Genomic DNA, 17,226 nt, shown 5'->3' with positions numbered 1-17,226 from the left:
TTAATATCTACGGGTTATCCTTTTGGCTGCCCCTGCGTTGCATCACCCGTCGGGTAATGATGGGCAGTGAAATCACCACAATCAGCATCGCGCCGATGATGATTGACATAACGATGCCCGGCACGTTGAGCAGGCTCAGGCCGAAGGTCACCAGCCCCATCAGGAAGGCGGCGATAATCACCCCCACCATGCTGCCGGCCCCCCCAAGAATGTTGACGCCGCCGAGTACCGCCATGGTCACCACCGCCAGCTCCCAGCCCATCGCCAGGGTCGGGCGGGTGCTGCCGAGTCTTGAGGTCAGCAGCACCGCGGCCAGGCCCGCCATCAGCCCGACCAGCGCAAACAGCACGAGGTTGTGGCGCTTGACGTTAATCCCGGAGAACCAGGCTCCGGTGGGGTTATTGCCGATGGCGTAAGTCCGGCGACCAAAGTTGGTTTTATGCAGCAGGAAGGTAAAGGCGACGGCGAGCAGGATAAACAGCGCGAACTCGAAGGAGAGCGCGCCCCATACGTAGCCCTGGCCGAACCACGCGAAGCTTTCCGGGTACTGATTCAGAGCCTTGTCGCCCAGCAGGATATAGGTCAGGCCGCGATACAGGCTCATGGTGCCGATAGTGATAACAATCGACGACAGATTAAAGCGCGTCACCAGGATGCCGTTAAACAGGCCGCACAGCAGCCCCACGCCGAGACCCACCATAACCAGCAGCGGCGTGTCCATCCCCGCCGCCGCGCAGAAGCCCATGACCGTTGAGCTTAGCGCCATCGTCGACGCCACCGAGAGGTCGATTTCCCGGGCAATAATCAGCATTGCCATCGGCAGAACGATGATCGCTTTTTCGGTAAAGTTAAACGTGGCGTCCGACAGGTTCCAGATATTGAGGAAGTAGGGAGACGCCAGCGCATTGGCAATAAACACCGCCAGCGTGACCGCCAGCAGGAATCCCTCCCAGCACAGCAGGCGGCGCAGCGGCGACGGCGCAACCGGCACGCTTTTGATCTCTTCAGATAGCATCATTTTGCTCATGATTTCACCGCCTGTTTCTGCCGGGCTAACGCTGCGTTTCGCAGGATTAACCGCCCGTGCCCTTTATTGCTGCGCTCGTTCAGGAGCACCGCAATCACAATGACCGCGCCGGAAATCGCCATTTGCCAGAACGGCGAAATGCCGATCACCGGCAGCGCGTTATTGATAACCCCAAGGAACAGCGCGCCGCACAGGCAACCCAGCACCCGTCCGGTCCCGCCCATGGTGCTGATGCCGCCGATGACGCAGGCGGCAACCACCTGCAGCTCAAAGCCATTGGCAACATCCACGTAGGCGACGGCAAAGCGCGAAATCCACAGATAGCCGCAGAACCCGGCCAGCGCGCCGGAAAGGCAGAAGCTGACGAACTGCATTTTCCCGGCATTAATCCCGGTGTAATAGGCCGCCGTGGCGTTGCCGCCCGCGGTGTATAACGCCCGGCCGGTGCGGCTGTAGCGCAGGAAATAGCCGACCAGGCACAGCGCGGCGATGGCGCACCAGCTCAGCAACGGCAGCCCCAGGAATGAGGTGCGCGGCAGGCCGAGGAACCCGGCGCTCATCTGGTGTGAGTTGACCCAGCCGCCGTCGGAGAGCAGGAAAATAATGCCGCGATAGATGCTCATGGTCCCCAGGGTGACCACGATGGCCGGAATACCGAGCCGCCACACCAGCAGGCCATTTATTACCCCCATCAACAGGCCCAGCAAGGTTGCCAGCGCCAGCAGCGCCACAACCGGGATCCCCGGATAGTGGGCGTTGAGCAGCGCGACGATCATTCCGGTGAGCGCCAGGTTGGCGGCCATCGACAGATCGATGCCTTTCGTCAGCAGCACCATCATCTGGCCAAGCGCGAGGATGATCAGGATGGCGGTGTCGTTAAACATCTCCGCCAGATTGCCCGGCGAAATAAACGACGGCACCCGGCTGCCGATGGCGCCGATCATCAAAACGATCACCGCCGCCAGCAGCGCTTCGCGGTGTTTAAGCAGTTGTCGCCCCATTATGCTGCCTCCTGGCCGGTGCCGCTGGCGGCGCTGACGATGGTTTCTGCCGTCGCTTCGCCTGCGCGATACTCGGCAACCATCAACCCTTCGTGCATCACGATTATCCGGTCCGACATCCCCATCACTTCCGGTAATTCCGAAGAGACCATAATCACCGCCAGCCCCTGGCTCACCAGCTCGGACATAAACTGATGCACTGCCGCTTTGGAGCCGATATCGATGCCTTTGGTCGGCTCATCGAGAATAATTACGTCCGGATGGGTCGCCAGCCATTTGCCGATCACCACTTTCTGCTGGTTGCCGCCGGAGAGCGTCTCTACCGCCTGCCGCCAGCTAAAAGCTTTGACCTGCAGACGCGTGGCGTATTCATCCGCCAGCCGCCATTCGCGGGCATCGTTCAGCACGCCGTTGGGGTTCAGCTTGCTGAGCTGCGGCAGGCTGATGTTCTGGGCGATGGGCAGGGCGATAATTGCCCCCTGTTTCTGCCGCTCTTCCGGTACGCAGACAATCCCGGCCTGGATGGCGTCCGCCGGCTGGCGAAAGCGCACCGTTTTGCCGTTGAGCACGATTTCGCCGGATGACGGTCGGGAGACCCCAGAGAGCGCCTGCATCAGTTCGGTACGCCCGGCGCCGACCAGGCCATAGAAGCCCAGAATCTCGCCTTTGCGCAGCGAAAAGGTAATATCGGCAAACTCGGTCGGGTGGCACAGGTTTTTCACCTCAAGCACCGTTTCTCCCGGCGTGCAGTCGACCTTCGGGTAGGTCTGGGTGATGGCCCGGCCGACCATCATCGCCACCATCTGCTCTTCGGTGATCGCGTGAATATCGCCGGAGCTGACGTACACGCCGTCGCGCAGAATGGTGTAGTGATCTGCCAGTTCGAAAATTTCGTCGAACTTATGCGAGATAAACAAGATCGCTTTGCCGTCGAGCTTCAGGCGTTCAACGATTTGATAAAACTCCAGAATTTCATGCTGGGAGAGCGCCGCGGTAGGCTCGTCGAGAATCACCACCTGCGCTTCAAAAGAGAGCGCCCGGGCAATCGCCACCATATGACGCTGGGCGATGCTGAGGGTTTTCAGCGTCGCCCGCGGGTCAATCTGCACCTCAAGGCGATTGAGGATTTCACCGGCTTTTCGATGCATCGCCGGCCAGTCGAGCTTCTTCAGCAGGCCGGTATGCAGATACTGGCCGACGAAAATATTTTCGGTCACCGACAGCTCGTCAAACAGCACGGTTTCCTGATGAATCGCGGTTATCCCCACCTTATGCGCCGACTCCGGGTTCGGCAGCTGAATGGGGATCGCTTTATAAAGAATGTCGCCCTCTTCGGGCTGATAAATACCGGTCATCACTTTGACCAGCGTGGACTTGCCCGCGCCGTTTTCGCCGATTAAGGCGGTCACTTTGCCGGGCCAGAGGTCGAGCTGCACGTTCTCGAGGGCACGCACACCGGGAAAAACCTTGGTGATGCCCTTAAGCGACAGCAGAGGAGTGGGTGCTGACATGATAGTTCTCCGGTTTTTCCCCTGCCGCCAGGAGAAGCAGGGGATGAGGATTAGAAAATCTTCGAGAACTTATCGATGTTGCTGGCATCGTAAACGAACGGCTGCGCCATGGCGCCGTTACCGTTTGCATCCAGCTGCACTTTACCCAGCTTGCCCATGTTGGCTTCGGTTTTGGTGGCGGTCCCTTTGACTAAATCGTCAGCCAGATATGTCGCGGCATAGCCGAGGTCGATCGGGTTCCAGATGGCGAAGCTTTTACTGGCGCCGGACTTGATCGCCCCGGCCATTTCAGACGGCAGCCCCAGCCCGGTGACGTACACCTTGCCGATTTTGCCCTGATCTTTCACCGCCTGTGCGGCGGCCACGATCCCCACCGATGAAGGCGACACGATCACTTTAAGATCCGGATAAGACTTCAACAGGCCCACCGCTTCGCGGTAGCTCTTATCGGACAGATCGTCGCCGTAGGCGACGGTAACCAGATTGATGGACGGGTACTGCGGCAGCACCTTTTTCATCTCTTCAATCCAGATGTTCTGGTTGGTGGACGTCGGGGTGGCGCTGAGGATCGCCACATCGCCTTTTTCGACGTTCAACGCTTTCAGCGCGTCGGCGGCAAGCTTGACGTTGGTTTCGCCAATTAAGGCGTTATTCGACGGATTGAGATGGATTTGCCGTCCGGCCTGCGCGACACCGGAGTCCCAGGAGACCACCTTGATGCCACGCTGCATTGCTTTTTTCAACACCGGCACGACCGCGTCCGGATCGTTGGCGGATATCGCGATCGCATCAACCCCCTGGGCGATCAACCCGTTAAGCACTTCGATCTGCGCTTCTGCCGTGGTGGTGGTCGGGCCGGTATAAATAACTTTTACATCACCTAACTCTTTGGCTGCCTCCTGGGCACCCACGTTTGCTGCTTCGAAGAAGCCATTGCCTAACGATTTCGCCACGAGGGCGATTTTTACTTCAGCTAAAGCGGAACCGGACAACGCCAGAGCGGCAACGGTGAGGATCAAGCTTGTCTTTATTTTCATTGCTTTTACTCCACATATTTTGAGTTGGGTTTGCAGGTGACAGAGTTCGCCCCGTCTCAGTGAGCGGGGCGCGATGTTATTATGGATAAAGGTCTAACGCGGACTGCATCGGTTGCACATCAAAGCGCTTGCCCAGCGCGATCAGCTCTTCCCGGGTAATGGTCTGTTTCATGCCTCCCATCGAATAGACTTTCACCAGCACTTCGGCCGATTTCTCTGCGGTATCGATCAGCCCAAAGGTTTCGTCCAGCGTCGGGCCGCTGCCGAAGACCCCGTGGAAAGGCCACAGTACCAGAGAATGTTGCTGCATTTGTTGGGCGGTGGCCTGACCGATTTCGTCGGTACCGGGCACCATCCAGGGCAGCATGCCGACGCCGTCCGGGAACACCACCAGACACTCGGTGCTGCCTTCCCACAGCTTGCGGGTAACCAGTTCGCTGTTGTTTTCCAGGACATAGGTCAGGGCAATCAGATTGGTGGCATGACAGTGCATGATCACGCGGTCTTTGCCGTGGGTGAGCTTGATGCGTTCGCTATGTGACAGGAAGTGCGCCGGCAGTTCAGACGTCGGCACCGCGTCGTCGGTCAGCCCCCACAGAATATGATATCCCGCGCCGTCGCTGTCGACTTTTACGACGCCAAGGTTGGCAGCCGGGTCGAGTTGCACATTACGGAAGAATTTACCTGAGCCGGTGACCAGAAACGGCTGATTAGCCAGGGTTGGCATCGGCTGGCTCAGCGAGATATAGCGCGGTTTGGCGTGGAAATCGGCCGTGAACGGTGCAATATCCGCCTCATCGAGACGCAGCGTCAGGTTACCGCCGTTGCGCTCGTCCCAGCCCTTCAGCCAGGCATCGGAAGTGGCTTTAATCATGCCCTGGACGAACCAGGAGTGGTTGATGTTCTGCATAGTCTTGCGTTTCCTGTTAATGCGATGCGGGGAGCGCCCCTCACCATAAATAGGTTGTTTATATGCCGGTCGCCCGCTCAGTACGGCGCGACCGGGGATGTGCTGACACTACCCGCGTTGGACCAACACCGTTTTTTCATACGCCCGCACGCTATCCAGCCACTGGCTGCCCGCCGGGGTATCGTGGCGCTGGCAATACATCTCCCAGATGGCCTGCCACGGCAGGCATTTCTGCTCTTCCAGCAGGGCCAGGCGGGCGGTGTAATCGCCGTCGGCTTCCAGCTGACGCAGCTGTCCGGTCGGCTCCAGCAGGGCGCGCAGCAGCGCTTTTTTCATGTTGCGGGTGCCGATCACCCAGGCGGCGATGCGGTTGATGGAGGCATCAAAGAAATCGAGGCCAATGTGTACGCGGTCGAACAGATCGTGGCGGATGATTTCGCTGGCAATGGCCTGGGTTTCATCATCCAGCAGCACTACGTGATCGCTGTCCCAGCGCACCGGGCGGCTGACGTGCAGCAGCAGGCGCGGGATGTACAGCATGGCAGCGGAGATTTTGTCGGAAATCACTTCCGTGGGATGGAAGTGGCCGGCATCCAGGCACAGGGCGGTCTGACGGCTGGTGGCGTAGCCCATATAGAACTCGTTGGAGCCGACGGTGTAGCTTTCGGCGCCGATCCCAAACAGCTTGCTCTCCACGGCATCGATATGGTGCGCCGGGTTGAGTTTCTCGCTGATCACCTCATCCAGCGCATTCAGCAGGCGCTGGCGCGGCGCGAAACGGTCGACGGTGATGTCCTTCATGCCGTCGGGGATCCAGATATTCATCACTGAAGGGGTGCCGAGCTGCTCGCCGAAATAGGCCGATACGCGACGGCTGGCCTTACAGTGATCGATCCAGAACTGGCGGATGTCGTCGTTGGCATGCGACAGGGTAAAGCCGTCGGCGCTCAGCGGATGGGAGAAGCAGGAAGGGTTAAAGTCCAGCCCCAGCCCCTGGGTTTTCGCCCACTCAACCCAGTTACGGAAGTGCTGCGGTTGGATTTCATTGCGCGCCACCGGGGTATCTGACTCCAGATAGAGCGCATGCAGATTCAGGCGCTTTGGCCCGGGGATCAGGCTCAGTGCCTGCTCAAGGTCGGCGCGTAATTCGCTGGCGTTGCGCGCTTTCCCTGGGTAATTCCCGGTGGCCTGGATGCCGCCGGTCAGGCTTCCTTCCGGGTTTTCGAAGCCGGCAACATCATCACCCTGCCAGCAGTGCATCGATACCGGTAGCCGGTCCAGCTGGCGCAGGGCCTCCTCGACATCCACGCCAACGGCGGCGTAGCGCTGTTTAGCAATCTCCCAGGCTTGTTCAAGTTGAGTGGTCATGCGCAAAGCTCCTTAGTCTGTTGGGGCTGAAACTGCGCCATAAAGCGGGCAATTTCACTGTCAGGATGTGGGGTAAAAGTGGTGAGGGCGTAGTTTTGCTGCACCACCTGACGGAATTCATCGACGTTGTTCAGCTCATCAAGGGTCATCAGCTGTATGCCGATGTTGCCCAGGGTGGAAGCTTCAACGGGACCCGCGACCACCGTGATGCCGCAGGCATCGGCACACAGCTGGTTCAGCAGGTCGTTCTGGCAGCCGCCGCCGACGATATGCAGCTGGCTGAACGGCTGGCCGCGGAGCCGGGAAAGTTCGCTAAGTACCTGGGCGTACAGCAGCGCCAGGCTGTCGAAAATACAGCGCGCCAGCCCGGCATCATCGTCGGGGACCGGCTGTCCGGACTCACGACAGGCGGCCTGAATTTCGGCGCGCATGCTGGGCGGGTTGATAAAGCGTTGGTCGTTGCAGTCGATCACGCTGCGACAGGCAGGGCGTTGCGCCGCCTGGGCAATCAGCGCCGCCAGGTCATCGATCTGTTGCTCGGCAATCACCCGCTGGAGCAGCCACAGGCCCATGATATTTTTCAGCACCCGATAGCGGCCTTCGGCGCCGCCTTCGTTGGTGATATTCGCCTGCAGCGCGTCATCGCTGGTGCAGGGGGTTTTGCTTTCAAAGCCCATCAACGACCAGGTGCCGGAAGAGAGGTAAGCCGCGTTTTGGTCGACGAGCGGCGCGGCGATAACCGCGCTGGCGGTATCGTGGCTGGCGACGGCGACCACCGGGATCGCGTTGCCCTGCGGGCATAGCCAATCACCGATCACGTTGCCTGGATGGGTGGGGGTGCCGAACCATTCATGCGGCGCGCCGCACCAGTTCAGCAGCGTGTCATCCCAGTTATCGCTGTTAATGTTGACCAACTGGGTGGTGGTGGCGTTGGTGTATTCCCAGTTCATCTTGCCGGTCAGGCGGAAGCTAAAGTAGTCCGGGATCAGCAGCGCGTGCGCGACCTGGCTGACCTGTTCCGGTTGTTGTTCTACCAGCGCCCGGAGCTGATACAGGGTGTTGAACGGCAGAAACTGGATGCCGCTGCGACGGTAAATGTCCGCCCGGCCCAGCTGGGTTTCCGCCAGCGTCATCAGGCCATCGGTGCGGGCATCACGATACGACACCGGCAGGCCGACACGCTGGCCCTGTTGATCCAGCAGGACATAATCCACGCCCCAGGTATCAATACCGATACTGTCGATAAGGATGCCCTGTTCGCATACCGCCTGCAGCCCGTGACGAATTTCCGCTTCCAGGCTATCGATATCCCAACAGTCGAAGCCATCGACCTTCTGCAACCTGTTGGCGAACCGATGCACCTCACGCAGCGCCAGCTTTCGCTGACCGGGGTCATAACTGGCGAGCATTACCCGCCCGCTGGAGGCGCCTAAATCAACGGCGACACAATGACGAAAACTCATGGGGAGATCCTTGTGAAAATCATTGTGTGCAGTCTAAAAAAGCCGTCACTGGCTCACCTTCTTGCTACGGACAGGGAAAATCCGTCGCTGGCAAGAAAGCAAAGGTGACCGTGAGGAAGCTCACATTTCCTGTTAATCAGTGGCGGGAGCGGGGGTGTGACGGCGTCCGCAGTTCCCGAACTTTCCGGCTGTTTCTTGAAAAAGCGGCAGGCTTTGCGAATTTTGCGGTCAAAAATTGAAGGCCGGATTGTCAGCCCTTTATTACTATTCCAGCACTGATTGATAGTCTTTCTCATTTAGAGGGCGTAGCTATGACCATCCTGCACAGCGTGGATTTCTTTAAGTCTGGCACTTCTGCTGTAGCCATTGAGCCGCGTCTCCCTCAGTCCGCCTTCCCGGAGCATCACCACGATTTCCATGAAATCGTCATCGTCGAGCACGGGACGGGGATTCATGTTTTTAACGGTCAGCCCTATACCATCAGCGGGGGATCGGTGTGCTTTATTCGCGACCACGACCGCCATCTCTATGAACATACGGATAATTTGTGCCTGACTAACGTGCTCTATCGCGCACCGGATGCCTTTCGTTTTCTGAATGGCGTCAGCCAGCTGCTGCCGCAGGAGCAGGAGGGTAACTATCTCTCCCACTGGCGGGTGAACCAGAATGCGTTGCAGCAGGTGCGGCAGATTGTCGAGCAGATGGAGAACGTTGGTGCAGATACGGATATGCACACCATCGCCGGACGGGAGATCCTCTTTATGCAGCTGCTGGTGCTGCTGCGAAAAAGCAGCCTCGCGGAAGGGGCGGCAGACAACGATGCGCGACTGAACCACCTGATGGCCTGGCTGGAAGATCACTTCGCGGAAGATGTCTGCTGGGAGGAGGTGGCGGCGCAGTTTTCGCTGTCGCTACGCACGCTACACCGCCAGCTGAAACAGCAAACGGGGCTGACGCCGCAGCGTTACCTTAACCGGGTGCGGCTGATGAAGGCGCGCCACCTGCTGCGTCACAGCGATGAGAGCGTGACGGATATCGCTTATCACTGCGGTTTCGGCGACAGTAACCACTTTTCGACGCTTTTTCGCCGCGAGTTTGACTGGTCGCCGCGCGATATTCGCCAGGGGCGTGACGCGATTCTTCAATAACGCGAGAGCAGTCAACGTTTTAGCGAGTAAAAACGCCAATAATTAACCGTTATTGGCGGTGGAGTGTGCGTGGTGGCAGGTCAGCTGATTCTTCGTAAAGATGAGTTCTTCGCATCTCCTTCGCAGGCGGTGGCGGTGGCGGATCGTTATCCGCAAAACGTCTTCGCCGAGCACACCCACGAGTTCTGCGAGCTGGTGCTGGTGTGGCGAGGCAACGGCCTGCATGTCCTGAACGACCGTCCCTGGCGCATCACCCGCGGTGACCTGTTCTACATCCGCGCCGAAGATAAACACTCCTACGCTTCGGTGAACGATTTAGTCCTGCAAAACGTTATCTACTGCCCGGATCGCCTGCGGCTCAATTTTGACTGGTCGGCACATATTCCCGGTCTGTTTGGTACACCGTGGGTTCCGCACTGGCGCATCGGCAGCACCGGGATGGCTCAGGTCCGCCAGGTCATCACCCAGCTGGAACACGAAAGTAGCCGCTGCGACGCCCAGTCCAACAATATGGCCGAACTGCTGTTTGCTCAGCTGGTGCTGACGCTGCAGCGTCATCGCTACGCGACCGATAACCGGGCGGCGACCGCCAGCGAAACGTTGCTCGATAAGCTGCTGACCGAACTGGCGGGCAGCCTGAACCGTCCCTTCTTTCTCGATCGCTTTTGCGAACGTGAAGCGTGCAGCGAACGGGCGCTACGCCAGCAGTTTCGCCAGCAGACGGGTATGACCATCAACCACTATTTGCGACAGCTGCGCATCTGCCACGCGCAGTATTTACTGCAGCACACCGAACGGCTGATTGGCGAAGTGGCGACGCAGTGCGGCTTCGAAGACAGCAACTACTTCTCCGTGGTATTCAACCGCGAAATCGGCATGACGCCGGGACAGTGGCGGCAGCGCAGCCGCATGGCCGCATGATAAATATCCTCGTCTTGTGCAGATGAGCGTCATTTACGGTGGCTATTGGCAGTTTTAGCGTTAAGCCAATCAGGAAAGATTACTCCGCCTTCTGCAGGAAGGCGGATTCTTATCTGGCTGGGTCAGGACATGACGCCCAGTAAGCGCGGCAGGAATAGCGTTAATTCTGGAAGGTAGGTAATGAGTAACAGAACGCCGAAGATAGCGATATAGAACGATATCAGTGGCTTAATGACTTCTTCAACCTTCACCTTACCGACGCTGGCACCGACATACAGTCCACTGCCTACCGGCGGCGTGATGGTACCGATCGCCAGGTTATAGATCATAATGATACCGAAATGCACCGGATCTACGCCGATCTTAACCATAATCGGTAGCAAGATCGGGGTAAAAATCAGAATCGCCGGGCCGATATCCATAAAGGCGCCAATGAGCAATAGAAAAACGTTGACCACCAGCAGGATAACCTCTTTGTTTTCTGATATCCCCAAAATCATCCTGCTGAGAGCTGCCGGAATATTGGTTATCGACATGGAGAAGGACATGGCCGATGAGGTGGCCAACAGGAACATAATGATCCCTGTCATCACCACCGTCTGGATCAGAATCGCTGGCATATCTTTCAGTGAAAGCGTGCGGTAGCAGAGGGTCAGCAATAATGTGTACACCACAGCGATGGCCGATGCTTCAATCGCGGTAAAGATGCCCTTTACGATACCGCCGACGATAATCACGATCAGCAGCAAACTGGGTACCGCCTCAAGCGTGACTTTCAGCGCCATTCCTTTCTGAACGGTAAAAAATACCCGATAGTTATTTCGCTTCGCGACCACCCAGGTCACAAGCATACAGCCGACGCCCCACAATATTCCGGCGACCATACCGCCTGCGAATAACGCAGCGATTGAGGTTCCTCCGCTGGCCAGCGCATAGAGGATAAAAGCGGTGGTTGGTGGAATAAGCATGCCGGTTGGGGCAGAGGCAATATTGGCAGCGGATGCGAACGCGCGGTTATAGCCTTCTTTTGCGCTCATTGGCACCATAACGCCGCCGATTGACGTCGAAGCAGCGATAGCAGAACCGGAAATTGCGCCAAACATCATGTTACCGACAATATTGGTGTAGGTTAACGAACCGGGCAGCCGGCCGGTAAACAGTTTCGCGAAGTTCACCAGGCGTGTAGCGATCCCCCCGCTGTTCATAATGACGCCGGAAAGCACGAAAAATGGCACCGCCAGTAGGGCGAAACTATCGAGGCTGGAGAACATTTTCTGCGCGGTAGCGAACATCGAGATATCGAACGGTAAGACCAGCATCATGGTGCTGCAAGAGGCTATGACGATGCAGATACCAATAGGCGCGCCCATCGCCAGTAAGAGCACGAACACGCCAATTAACGTCAGAGAGGCGAAAACAGGATCAATCATGGTGATTCTCCACGGTCGGCGAGGAGGTTCGGATCGTGCGCACGGCATCGACGATGTTCAGGAGGCTGTAGATAATAATCAGCATGCCTGCGATGGGCAGAGCGTAATACACTTTCCCCATCGGGATCCCCAGCGCCGGGGAGACCTGGAGCATAGAAATCGCTGAAATTTTCAGGCCGCCGATAATCAGTATCCATACGGAAAATGCCATGAACGTTAACTGTAAAACGATCATCCACCAGTGGCGAACCGTCGTTGAGACCTTATCGATAAGCAGGGTCAGACTGATATGCTGTTGCTTGCCGGCAACGTAAGCCATACCCAGCATGGAAATCCATACCAACATAAAACGCAGTAGTTCTTCGGTAATGGTGCTTGGGCGCCCAACAATATAGCGGCTAATCACCTGCCAGCATGACACTGCGACCATAATTGTAAGTACCAGGCAACAGACAAGCTCAAGTAGCCTGTCGAGTCCTTTTCTAAATTTTTCCATAACATATCCTGTGCTTATCTGGCTTTAGCGGATTGAATTTTTTGGTACAAGGCGTACAGGTCCGGGCGGGATTTCAACTCGTCATAAATCGGCTGTACCGCCTGCTGGAAGGGTTTCTGATCGACCTCGAAGAATTCGACATTGAAGTCTTGAATCGCCGATAGTTTTGTCTTTTCGATTTCAGCTTCCCAGGCCATTTTTTCGAACTCGGTAGAGGCTTTTATCGCTTCGCGAATGACTTTCTGTTGCTCTGGCGTCAGCTTTTCCAGCGTCAACGAACTCATCAGCAAAATATCGGGGATGCGGGTGTGCATATCGTAGGTGTAGTAGCGGGCAACTTCGCCGTGCCGGGCGATCGTGAGGGCGAACTCGTTGTTTTCTGCGCCATCCAGGATCCCCTGTTGCAGCGAGGTATAGACTTCGGCCTGACTCATGGCGATGGGGGAGGCGCCCAATAGCCTTAGCGTACGAATCGCGGTTTCGCTCTGCATTACGCGGATCTTTTTACCTTGCAGATCGCCGAGATTGCGGACCGGGCCTTTGCTCATATAAAAGTTACGGGCGCCTGAGTCGTACCAGCCGACGCCGATAAATCCCTGTGCGGCAGTGGATTGATACACGCTTTCCATGACCTGCGGGTCATCCATAACCTTGTAATACTCTTGCGGGTTGGCAAAAAGGTAAGGCAGAGAGAAAACACCGTATACAGGCGAAAAACTTTCCATGAGCCCGGAGGAGACTTTGGTGATATCCACCACGCCGACCTGGGTGAGTTCGACTAGCTCGCGCTCGCCGCCAAGCTGGCCGTCCGGGAAATACATGACTTTGACTTCACCATGGGTGTTGGACTCGATCTGCTCGCCGAGAAAACGTAACGCCTCTTTCACCGGTTGGCTGTTTTCGGCATAGGCCAGCCGTAATATCGTATCTGCCCGCGCTCCGGCCGGCAGTATCAGCAGGATGGCCGTGAGTAGCACTATTCTCCGTAGTAATTTCATTTTTCCCTCGCTATCAATGATTGCTGAAGGCGAAATTACCTGGTTGTGCCGGGAGAGACCTTTAGCCTGTTGCCACGATGTGCCAAAAGTGGCAACAGGACAGGGAAAGATGAGAGCCAGATAAGAAGTGTGTTTTTTTCAGATTTTATAAAGGTATAACCCACGTGACTTTGCGCAGAACGCGATCCCGCTACAGGACGAAGCAACATATGACAACAGGTTAATTTATTGTTTTATTTGGCAAAAAAATGGATATACCCCGTTGTTATAACCTTATTAAAAATACGGCATTGATAAGCGTTTTCAATATCATTTAATTAACTATAATGAACCAACTGCTTACGCGGCCTTAACACTTCCTGCCGCTCGACAATAATGGAGATGATTATGAGTTATACACTGCCAGCCCTGCCGTACGCTTATGACGCCCTGGAACCGCACTTTGACAAGCAGACGATGGAAATCCATCACTCTAAGCACCACCAGGCCTACGTTAACAATGCTAACGCTGCGCTGGAGAGCCTGCCGGAATTCGCAAGCCTGTCCGCTGAAGAACTGATCACCAAACTGGATCAGCTGCCGGCTGACAAAAAAGGCGTTCTGCGTAACAACGCCGGCGGTCACGCTAACCACAGCCTGTTCTGGAAAGGCCTGAAAACCGGGACTACCCTGCAGGGCGACCTGAAAGCGGCGATCGAGCGTGATTTCGGTTCCGTTGATAACTTCAAAGCGGAATTCGAAAAAGCGGCAGCAACCCGCTTCGGTTCCGGTTGGGCGTGGCTGGTCCTGAAAGGTGACAAACTGGCCGTGGTTTCTACCGCGAACCAGGATTCCCCGCTGATGGGCGAAGCTATCTCTGGCGCTTCCGGCTTCCCGATCGTGGGCCTGGACGTTTGGGAACACGCTTACTACCTGAAATTCCAGAACCGTCGCCCGGACTACATCAAAGCCTTCTGGGATGTGGTTAACTGGGACGAAGCAGCTGCACGTTTTGCCGCCAAAAAATAAGGTTGCATTGTGCTGACTGAGAAGCGAGTCTGATGACTCGCTTTTTTTGTATCGGCATAAGGAGCAGCAGATGCACTATCCGCTCAACGTCTATATCGGTCGCGTTCGCGACTTTCCCGGCAGCCGCCCGAGCGCTATCAAAAAAATTCAGGTCGACGGCGAGTTAACCCTGGGTGAGCTGGGCCTGGAAGGTGATGAGCAGGCGGAACACAAAATTCATGGCGGGCCAGACCGCGCGCTTTGCCACTATCCCCGTGAACACTATGCCGACTGGATCCGCGAGTTTCCTGAACAGGCCGACCTTTTCTGCTCGCCGGCGTTTGGCGAAAACCTCTCTACCGAAGGGCTGACGGAGCATAATGTCCACATTGGCGATATCTTTCGTTGGGGCGAGGCGCTGATTCAGGTCACGCAGCCGCGTTCACCCTGCTTCAAACTTAACTTCCATTTTGCTATCAGCGATATGGCGCAGCGAATGCAGCAAAGCGGTAAAACGGGCTGGCTCTATCGGGTAGTGGCGGGCGGTCATGTCTCCAGCGATGCGCCGCTGGAGCGGGTCTCTCAGGTCAGTGATGTGAGCGTCTACGAAGCCGGAGCCATTGCCTGGCATATGCCGTTCGATGATGAGCAGTATCATCGCCTGCTGTCTGCCGCGGGGCTGTCGGTGAGCTGGACCCGCGCCATGCAGAAGCGGCGTTTAAGTGGGCAGATAGAAGATAATTCGCGGAGATTATGGGGGAATAATTCCCCCCATTAGAGCCTTGCCGGACGTGTTCCCGGCGGCGGCGGGCGACATGTCCGTGTCACCGGGACAGACTTCATCAGGTCCGTTTGTACAACGGCAGCCAAATCGTTAAACGCAATCCACCCAGCGGGCTGTCATCGGCCTTGACCCAACCGCGATGCTGCTGAATAGCCGCTTCGACAATCGCCAGCCCCAGACCGGTGCCGCCAGACTCGCGATCGCGAGCCTCGTCGGTGCGGTAGAACGGCCGGAATATCTGCTCGCGATCCTCCGGGCTAACGCCTGGACCGTCGTCATCAACGTTAATCGTGATGCCGTCTTTATCGACGGAGAAGCTCACTGAAATTTTGGTATGCGAGTAACGCAGCGCGTTACGCACGATGTTTTCCAGCGCACTTTCCAGGGCATTCGGGTTGCCGTAGAGCGGCCAGGGGCCTGGCGGATACTCTACCGTGAAGGATTTCCCTACCTGCTCGGCCTCAAACGCAGCGTTATCCAGCACTTCACCCCACAGCTGATTCGCCTTCACCGTTTCGCTCACCAGGGCGTTGTTCGCCTGGTTGCGCGACATCACCAGCAGGTCGTTGATCATGCTGTCCAGCCGGTGGGCTTCGGTCTCAATTCGCTCAAGCTCTTTGCTCTCGCCACTGCGGCGACGCAGCAGGGCGGTCCCCAGTTGCAGGCGCGTGAGCGGGGTACGTAGCTCGTGAGAAATATCGGATAACAAACGCTGCTGCCCGGTCATCATGCGTTCCAGCGCCGTCACCATCTGGTTAAAACTGGCCCCGGCAGCTAAAAACTCCTGCGGGCCGGCTTCCAGCTCTGGATGTTGGCGCAGGTTACCCTGCGCGACCTCATCGGCGGCGTTTTTCAACTTACGCGCCGGCTTGGCCAGGCTCCATGCAAGCCACAGAAGCAGGGGAGAACTGACCAGCATCGTCACGATGAGCAGAAGCAACGGACGGTCGAACAGCAGGTTGATAAAGTCTGACTGGGAGGTACTGGCGGGGCGGATTAGATAAAGCTGGTAATTATCTTCCCCATCCCTGACGGAAAACGGGCCAACCATTTCCAGGCGGCCGTAACGTTTTTTCTGCGGATGATCGGCATTATCGGCCTGGCCGATAAAGTTGCGAATGATCTGCATTTCGTTGCGTTCTGCGCCGATAACGCGTCCTTCGCTGGTGACCAGCAGTAAACGCTGCCCCGGCGGGGCCCACTTATCGATCGCGCGGAACAGACGACGCCACCACATCAGATCGTTGGGCGGGTCGGTCGCCAGTTCGGCTTCGACGTGCTGTTCAATCATGATGCCCTGACGCTGTTCGCTTTCCAGCAATTCGGTCATCTGGCGCGAGTCCAGCTTGGGCAACATCAGAACCAGCATCAACACCAGTGCCAGCGTAAGCCAGAAAATAGCGAAGATGCGTGCGGTTAAACTTCCTATCATGAAGCTGAAACCATCAGGTAGCCGCGGCCGCGCAGGGTTTTAAACCATGGGTGACCATCTTTGCGCTCCGGCAGCTTACGACGCAGATTCGAAATATGCATATCGATAGCGCGGTCGAATGGCGTAAGGCGTTTACCCAATACTTCCTGGCTCAGGTGTTCACGAGATACCACCTGACCGAGATGCTGCGCCAGCAGGTAGAGCAGGGTGAACTCGGTACCGGTCAGCTCCAGGGTTTGCCCATCGAAATTGGCCTCCTGACGACCCGGATTGAGGCTTAATGCATCAACTTCCAGCGTCGGGGAACCTGCTTCGGTGGTTTGCTGCTGCTCGCTCCAGTGCGAACGGCGCAGAATCGCGCGTATACGCGCCACCAGTTCACGATCGTTGAACGGCTTAGGCAAGTAATCATCTGCGCCCAGCTCAAGGCCAAGCACGCGATCCAGCTCGCTACCGCGGGCAGTGAGCATAATGACCGGGGTCTGGTGTGTCTGACGTAACTCTTTCAGTGTATCGATGCCATTTTTCTTCGGCATCATCACATCAAGCAAAAGTAAATCGATGCTGTCGTCAAGAAGAGCCAGTGCCTGTTCCCCGTCATGGGCCACGAGCACATTAAATCCTTCCATATCAAGCAGCTCTTTTAACAGGGAGGTGAGCTCCCGGTCATCATCAACTAACAGGATTTTATTCATTGTTTAAATACCTCCGAG

At 56.8% G+C, this 17,226-nt stretch carries 16 protein-coding genes; 4 read left to right on the top strand and 12 right to left on the bottom strand.

The genetic code is table 11. The features are described 5' to 3' along the window. Positions 1-7 precede the first annotated feature (7 nt). From EDF82_RS24290 to rhaB, 7 genes are all read right to left on the bottom strand, one after another. Positions 8-1,027, bottom strand: coding sequence for an ABC transporter permease (locus tag EDF82_RS24290; protein WP_123758029.1), 1,020 nt, complete (start codon positions 1,025-1,027; stop codon positions 8-10). Next, positions 1,024-2,031 (bottom strand): ABC transporter permease, encoded by a 1,008-nt coding sequence (locus tag EDF82_RS24285; protein WP_187043064.1) that lies wholly within the window; start codon positions 2,029-2,031, stop codon positions 1,024-1,026. Before EDF82_RS24285 ends, EDF82_RS24290 begins: the two co-directional genes overlap by 4 nt. After that, positions 2,028-3,539 (bottom strand): sugar ABC transporter ATP-binding protein, encoded by a 1,512-nt coding sequence (locus EDF82_RS24280; protein WP_123758027.1) that lies wholly within the window; start codon positions 3,537-3,539, stop codon positions 2,028-2,030. Before EDF82_RS24280 ends, EDF82_RS24285 begins: the two co-directional genes overlap by 4 nt. Positions 3,540-3,589: 50 nt before the next feature. After that, on the bottom strand, positions 3,590-4,576 hold the full coding sequence (rhaS, locus tag EDF82_RS24275) for a rhamnose ABC transporter substrate-binding protein (RefSeq protein WP_123758026.1): 987 nt from the start codon (positions 4,574-4,576) through the stop codon (positions 3,590-3,592). Positions 4,577-4,655: 79 nt separating this feature from the next. Then, positions 4,656-5,486 carry a rhamnulose-1-phosphate aldolase gene (gene rhaD / locus EDF82_RS24270; RefSeq protein WP_123758025.1) on the bottom strand — a complete coding sequence of 277 codons (831 nt, stop codon included), beginning with the start codon at positions 5,484-5,486 and terminating at the stop codon, positions 4,656-4,658. 108 nt (positions 5,487-5,594) lie between these two features. After that, positions 5,595-6,854, bottom strand: coding sequence for an L-rhamnose isomerase (gene rhaA / locus EDF82_RS24265; protein ID WP_123758024.1), 1,260 nt, complete (start codon positions 6,852-6,854; stop codon positions 5,595-5,597). Continuing rightward, on the bottom strand, positions 6,851-8,317 hold the full coding sequence (rhaB, locus tag EDF82_RS24260) for a rhamnulokinase (RefSeq protein WP_123758023.1): 1,467 nt from the start codon (positions 8,315-8,317) through the stop codon (positions 6,851-6,853). The genes rhaA and rhaB overlap by 4 nt, the downstream gene beginning before the upstream one ends. Before the next feature lie 311 nt (positions 8,318-8,628). Here rhaB and rhaS (EDF82_RS24250) point away from each other — a divergent pair, with 311 nt between their 5' ends. Together rhaS (EDF82_RS24250) and rhaR are read left to right on the top strand one after the other, a co-directional pair. Continuing rightward, positions 8,629-9,465: an HTH-type transcriptional activator RhaS gene (rhaS, locus tag EDF82_RS24250; protein WP_123758021.1), complete on the top strand. Its 837-nt coding sequence runs from the start codon at positions 8,629-8,631 to the stop codon at positions 9,463-9,465. A gap of 72 nt (positions 9,466-9,537) precedes the next feature. Beyond that, positions 9,538-10,386 (top strand): HTH-type transcriptional activator RhaR, encoded by an 849-nt coding sequence (rhaR, locus tag EDF82_RS24245; RefSeq protein ID WP_123758068.1) that lies wholly within the window; start codon positions 9,538-9,540, stop codon positions 10,384-10,386. A 122-nt stretch (positions 10,387-10,508) separates the two neighbouring features. On the opposite strand, the gene EDF82_RS24240 is transcribed toward rhaR, so the two are convergent. The 3 genes from EDF82_RS24240 to EDF82_RS24230 are packed head-to-tail and all read right to left on the bottom strand — an operon-like array spanning position 10,509 to position 13,310. Beyond that, complete coding sequence (locus tag EDF82_RS24240; protein WP_123758020.1) at positions 10,509-11,816, bottom strand: TRAP transporter large permease; 1,308 nt, start codon at positions 11,814-11,816, stop codon at positions 10,509-10,511. Further along, positions 11,809-12,312, bottom strand: a complete 504-nt coding sequence (locus tag EDF82_RS24235; protein ID WP_123758019.1) for a TRAP transporter small permease — start codon at positions 12,310-12,312, stop codon at positions 11,809-11,811. The genes EDF82_RS24240 and EDF82_RS24235 overlap by 8 nt, the downstream gene beginning before the upstream one ends. Positions 12,313-12,326: 14 nt before the next feature. Next, on the bottom strand, positions 12,327-13,310 hold the full coding sequence (locus tag EDF82_RS24230) for a TRAP transporter substrate-binding protein (protein WP_123758018.1): 984 nt from the start codon (positions 13,308-13,310) through the stop codon (positions 12,327-12,329). Between the two features lie 387 nt (positions 13,311-13,697). On the opposite strand from EDF82_RS24230, the gene sodA reads away from it, so the two are divergent. Continuing rightward, the gene (gene sodA, locus EDF82_RS24225; protein ID WP_123758017.1) at positions 13,698-14,318 is read left to right on the top strand and encodes a superoxide dismutase [Mn]; all 621 of its coding nucleotides are present in this window, start codon (positions 13,698-13,700) and stop codon (positions 14,316-14,318) included. A 70-nt stretch (positions 14,319-14,388) separates the two neighbouring features. Continuing rightward, positions 14,389-15,075 carry a 6-hydroxyaminopurine reductase gene (gene yiiM / locus EDF82_RS24220; protein WP_123758016.1) on the top strand — a complete coding sequence of 229 codons (687 nt, stop codon included), beginning with the start codon at positions 14,389-14,391 and terminating at the stop codon, positions 15,073-15,075. 64 nt (positions 15,076-15,139) lie between these two features. Here yiiM and cpxA read toward each other — a convergent pair whose 3' ends face one another. Beyond that, the gene (cpxA, locus tag EDF82_RS24215) at positions 15,140-16,513 is read right to left on the bottom strand and encodes an envelope stress sensor histidine kinase CpxA (RefSeq protein ID WP_123758015.1); all 1,374 of its coding nucleotides are present in this window, start codon (positions 16,511-16,513) and stop codon (positions 15,140-15,142) included. Next, positions 16,510-17,208, bottom strand: a complete 699-nt coding sequence (gene cpxR, locus EDF82_RS24210; protein WP_004203671.1) for an envelope stress response regulator transcription factor CpxR — start codon at positions 17,206-17,208, stop codon at positions 16,510-16,512. The genes cpxA and cpxR overlap by 4 nt, the downstream gene beginning before the upstream one ends. Positions 17,209-17,226 lie beyond the last annotated feature (18 nt).

Origin of the sequence: Klebsiella sp. BIGb0399 (genome assembly GCF_003752615.1) — a bacterium.
Taxonomy (GTDB): Bacteria; Pseudomonadota; Gammaproteobacteria; order Enterobacterales; family Enterobacteriaceae; genus Klebsiella; species Klebsiella lignicola.
Note: the sequence above shows the minus strand (reverse complement) of the source record. Positions and strands in the feature narration are given on the sequence as shown.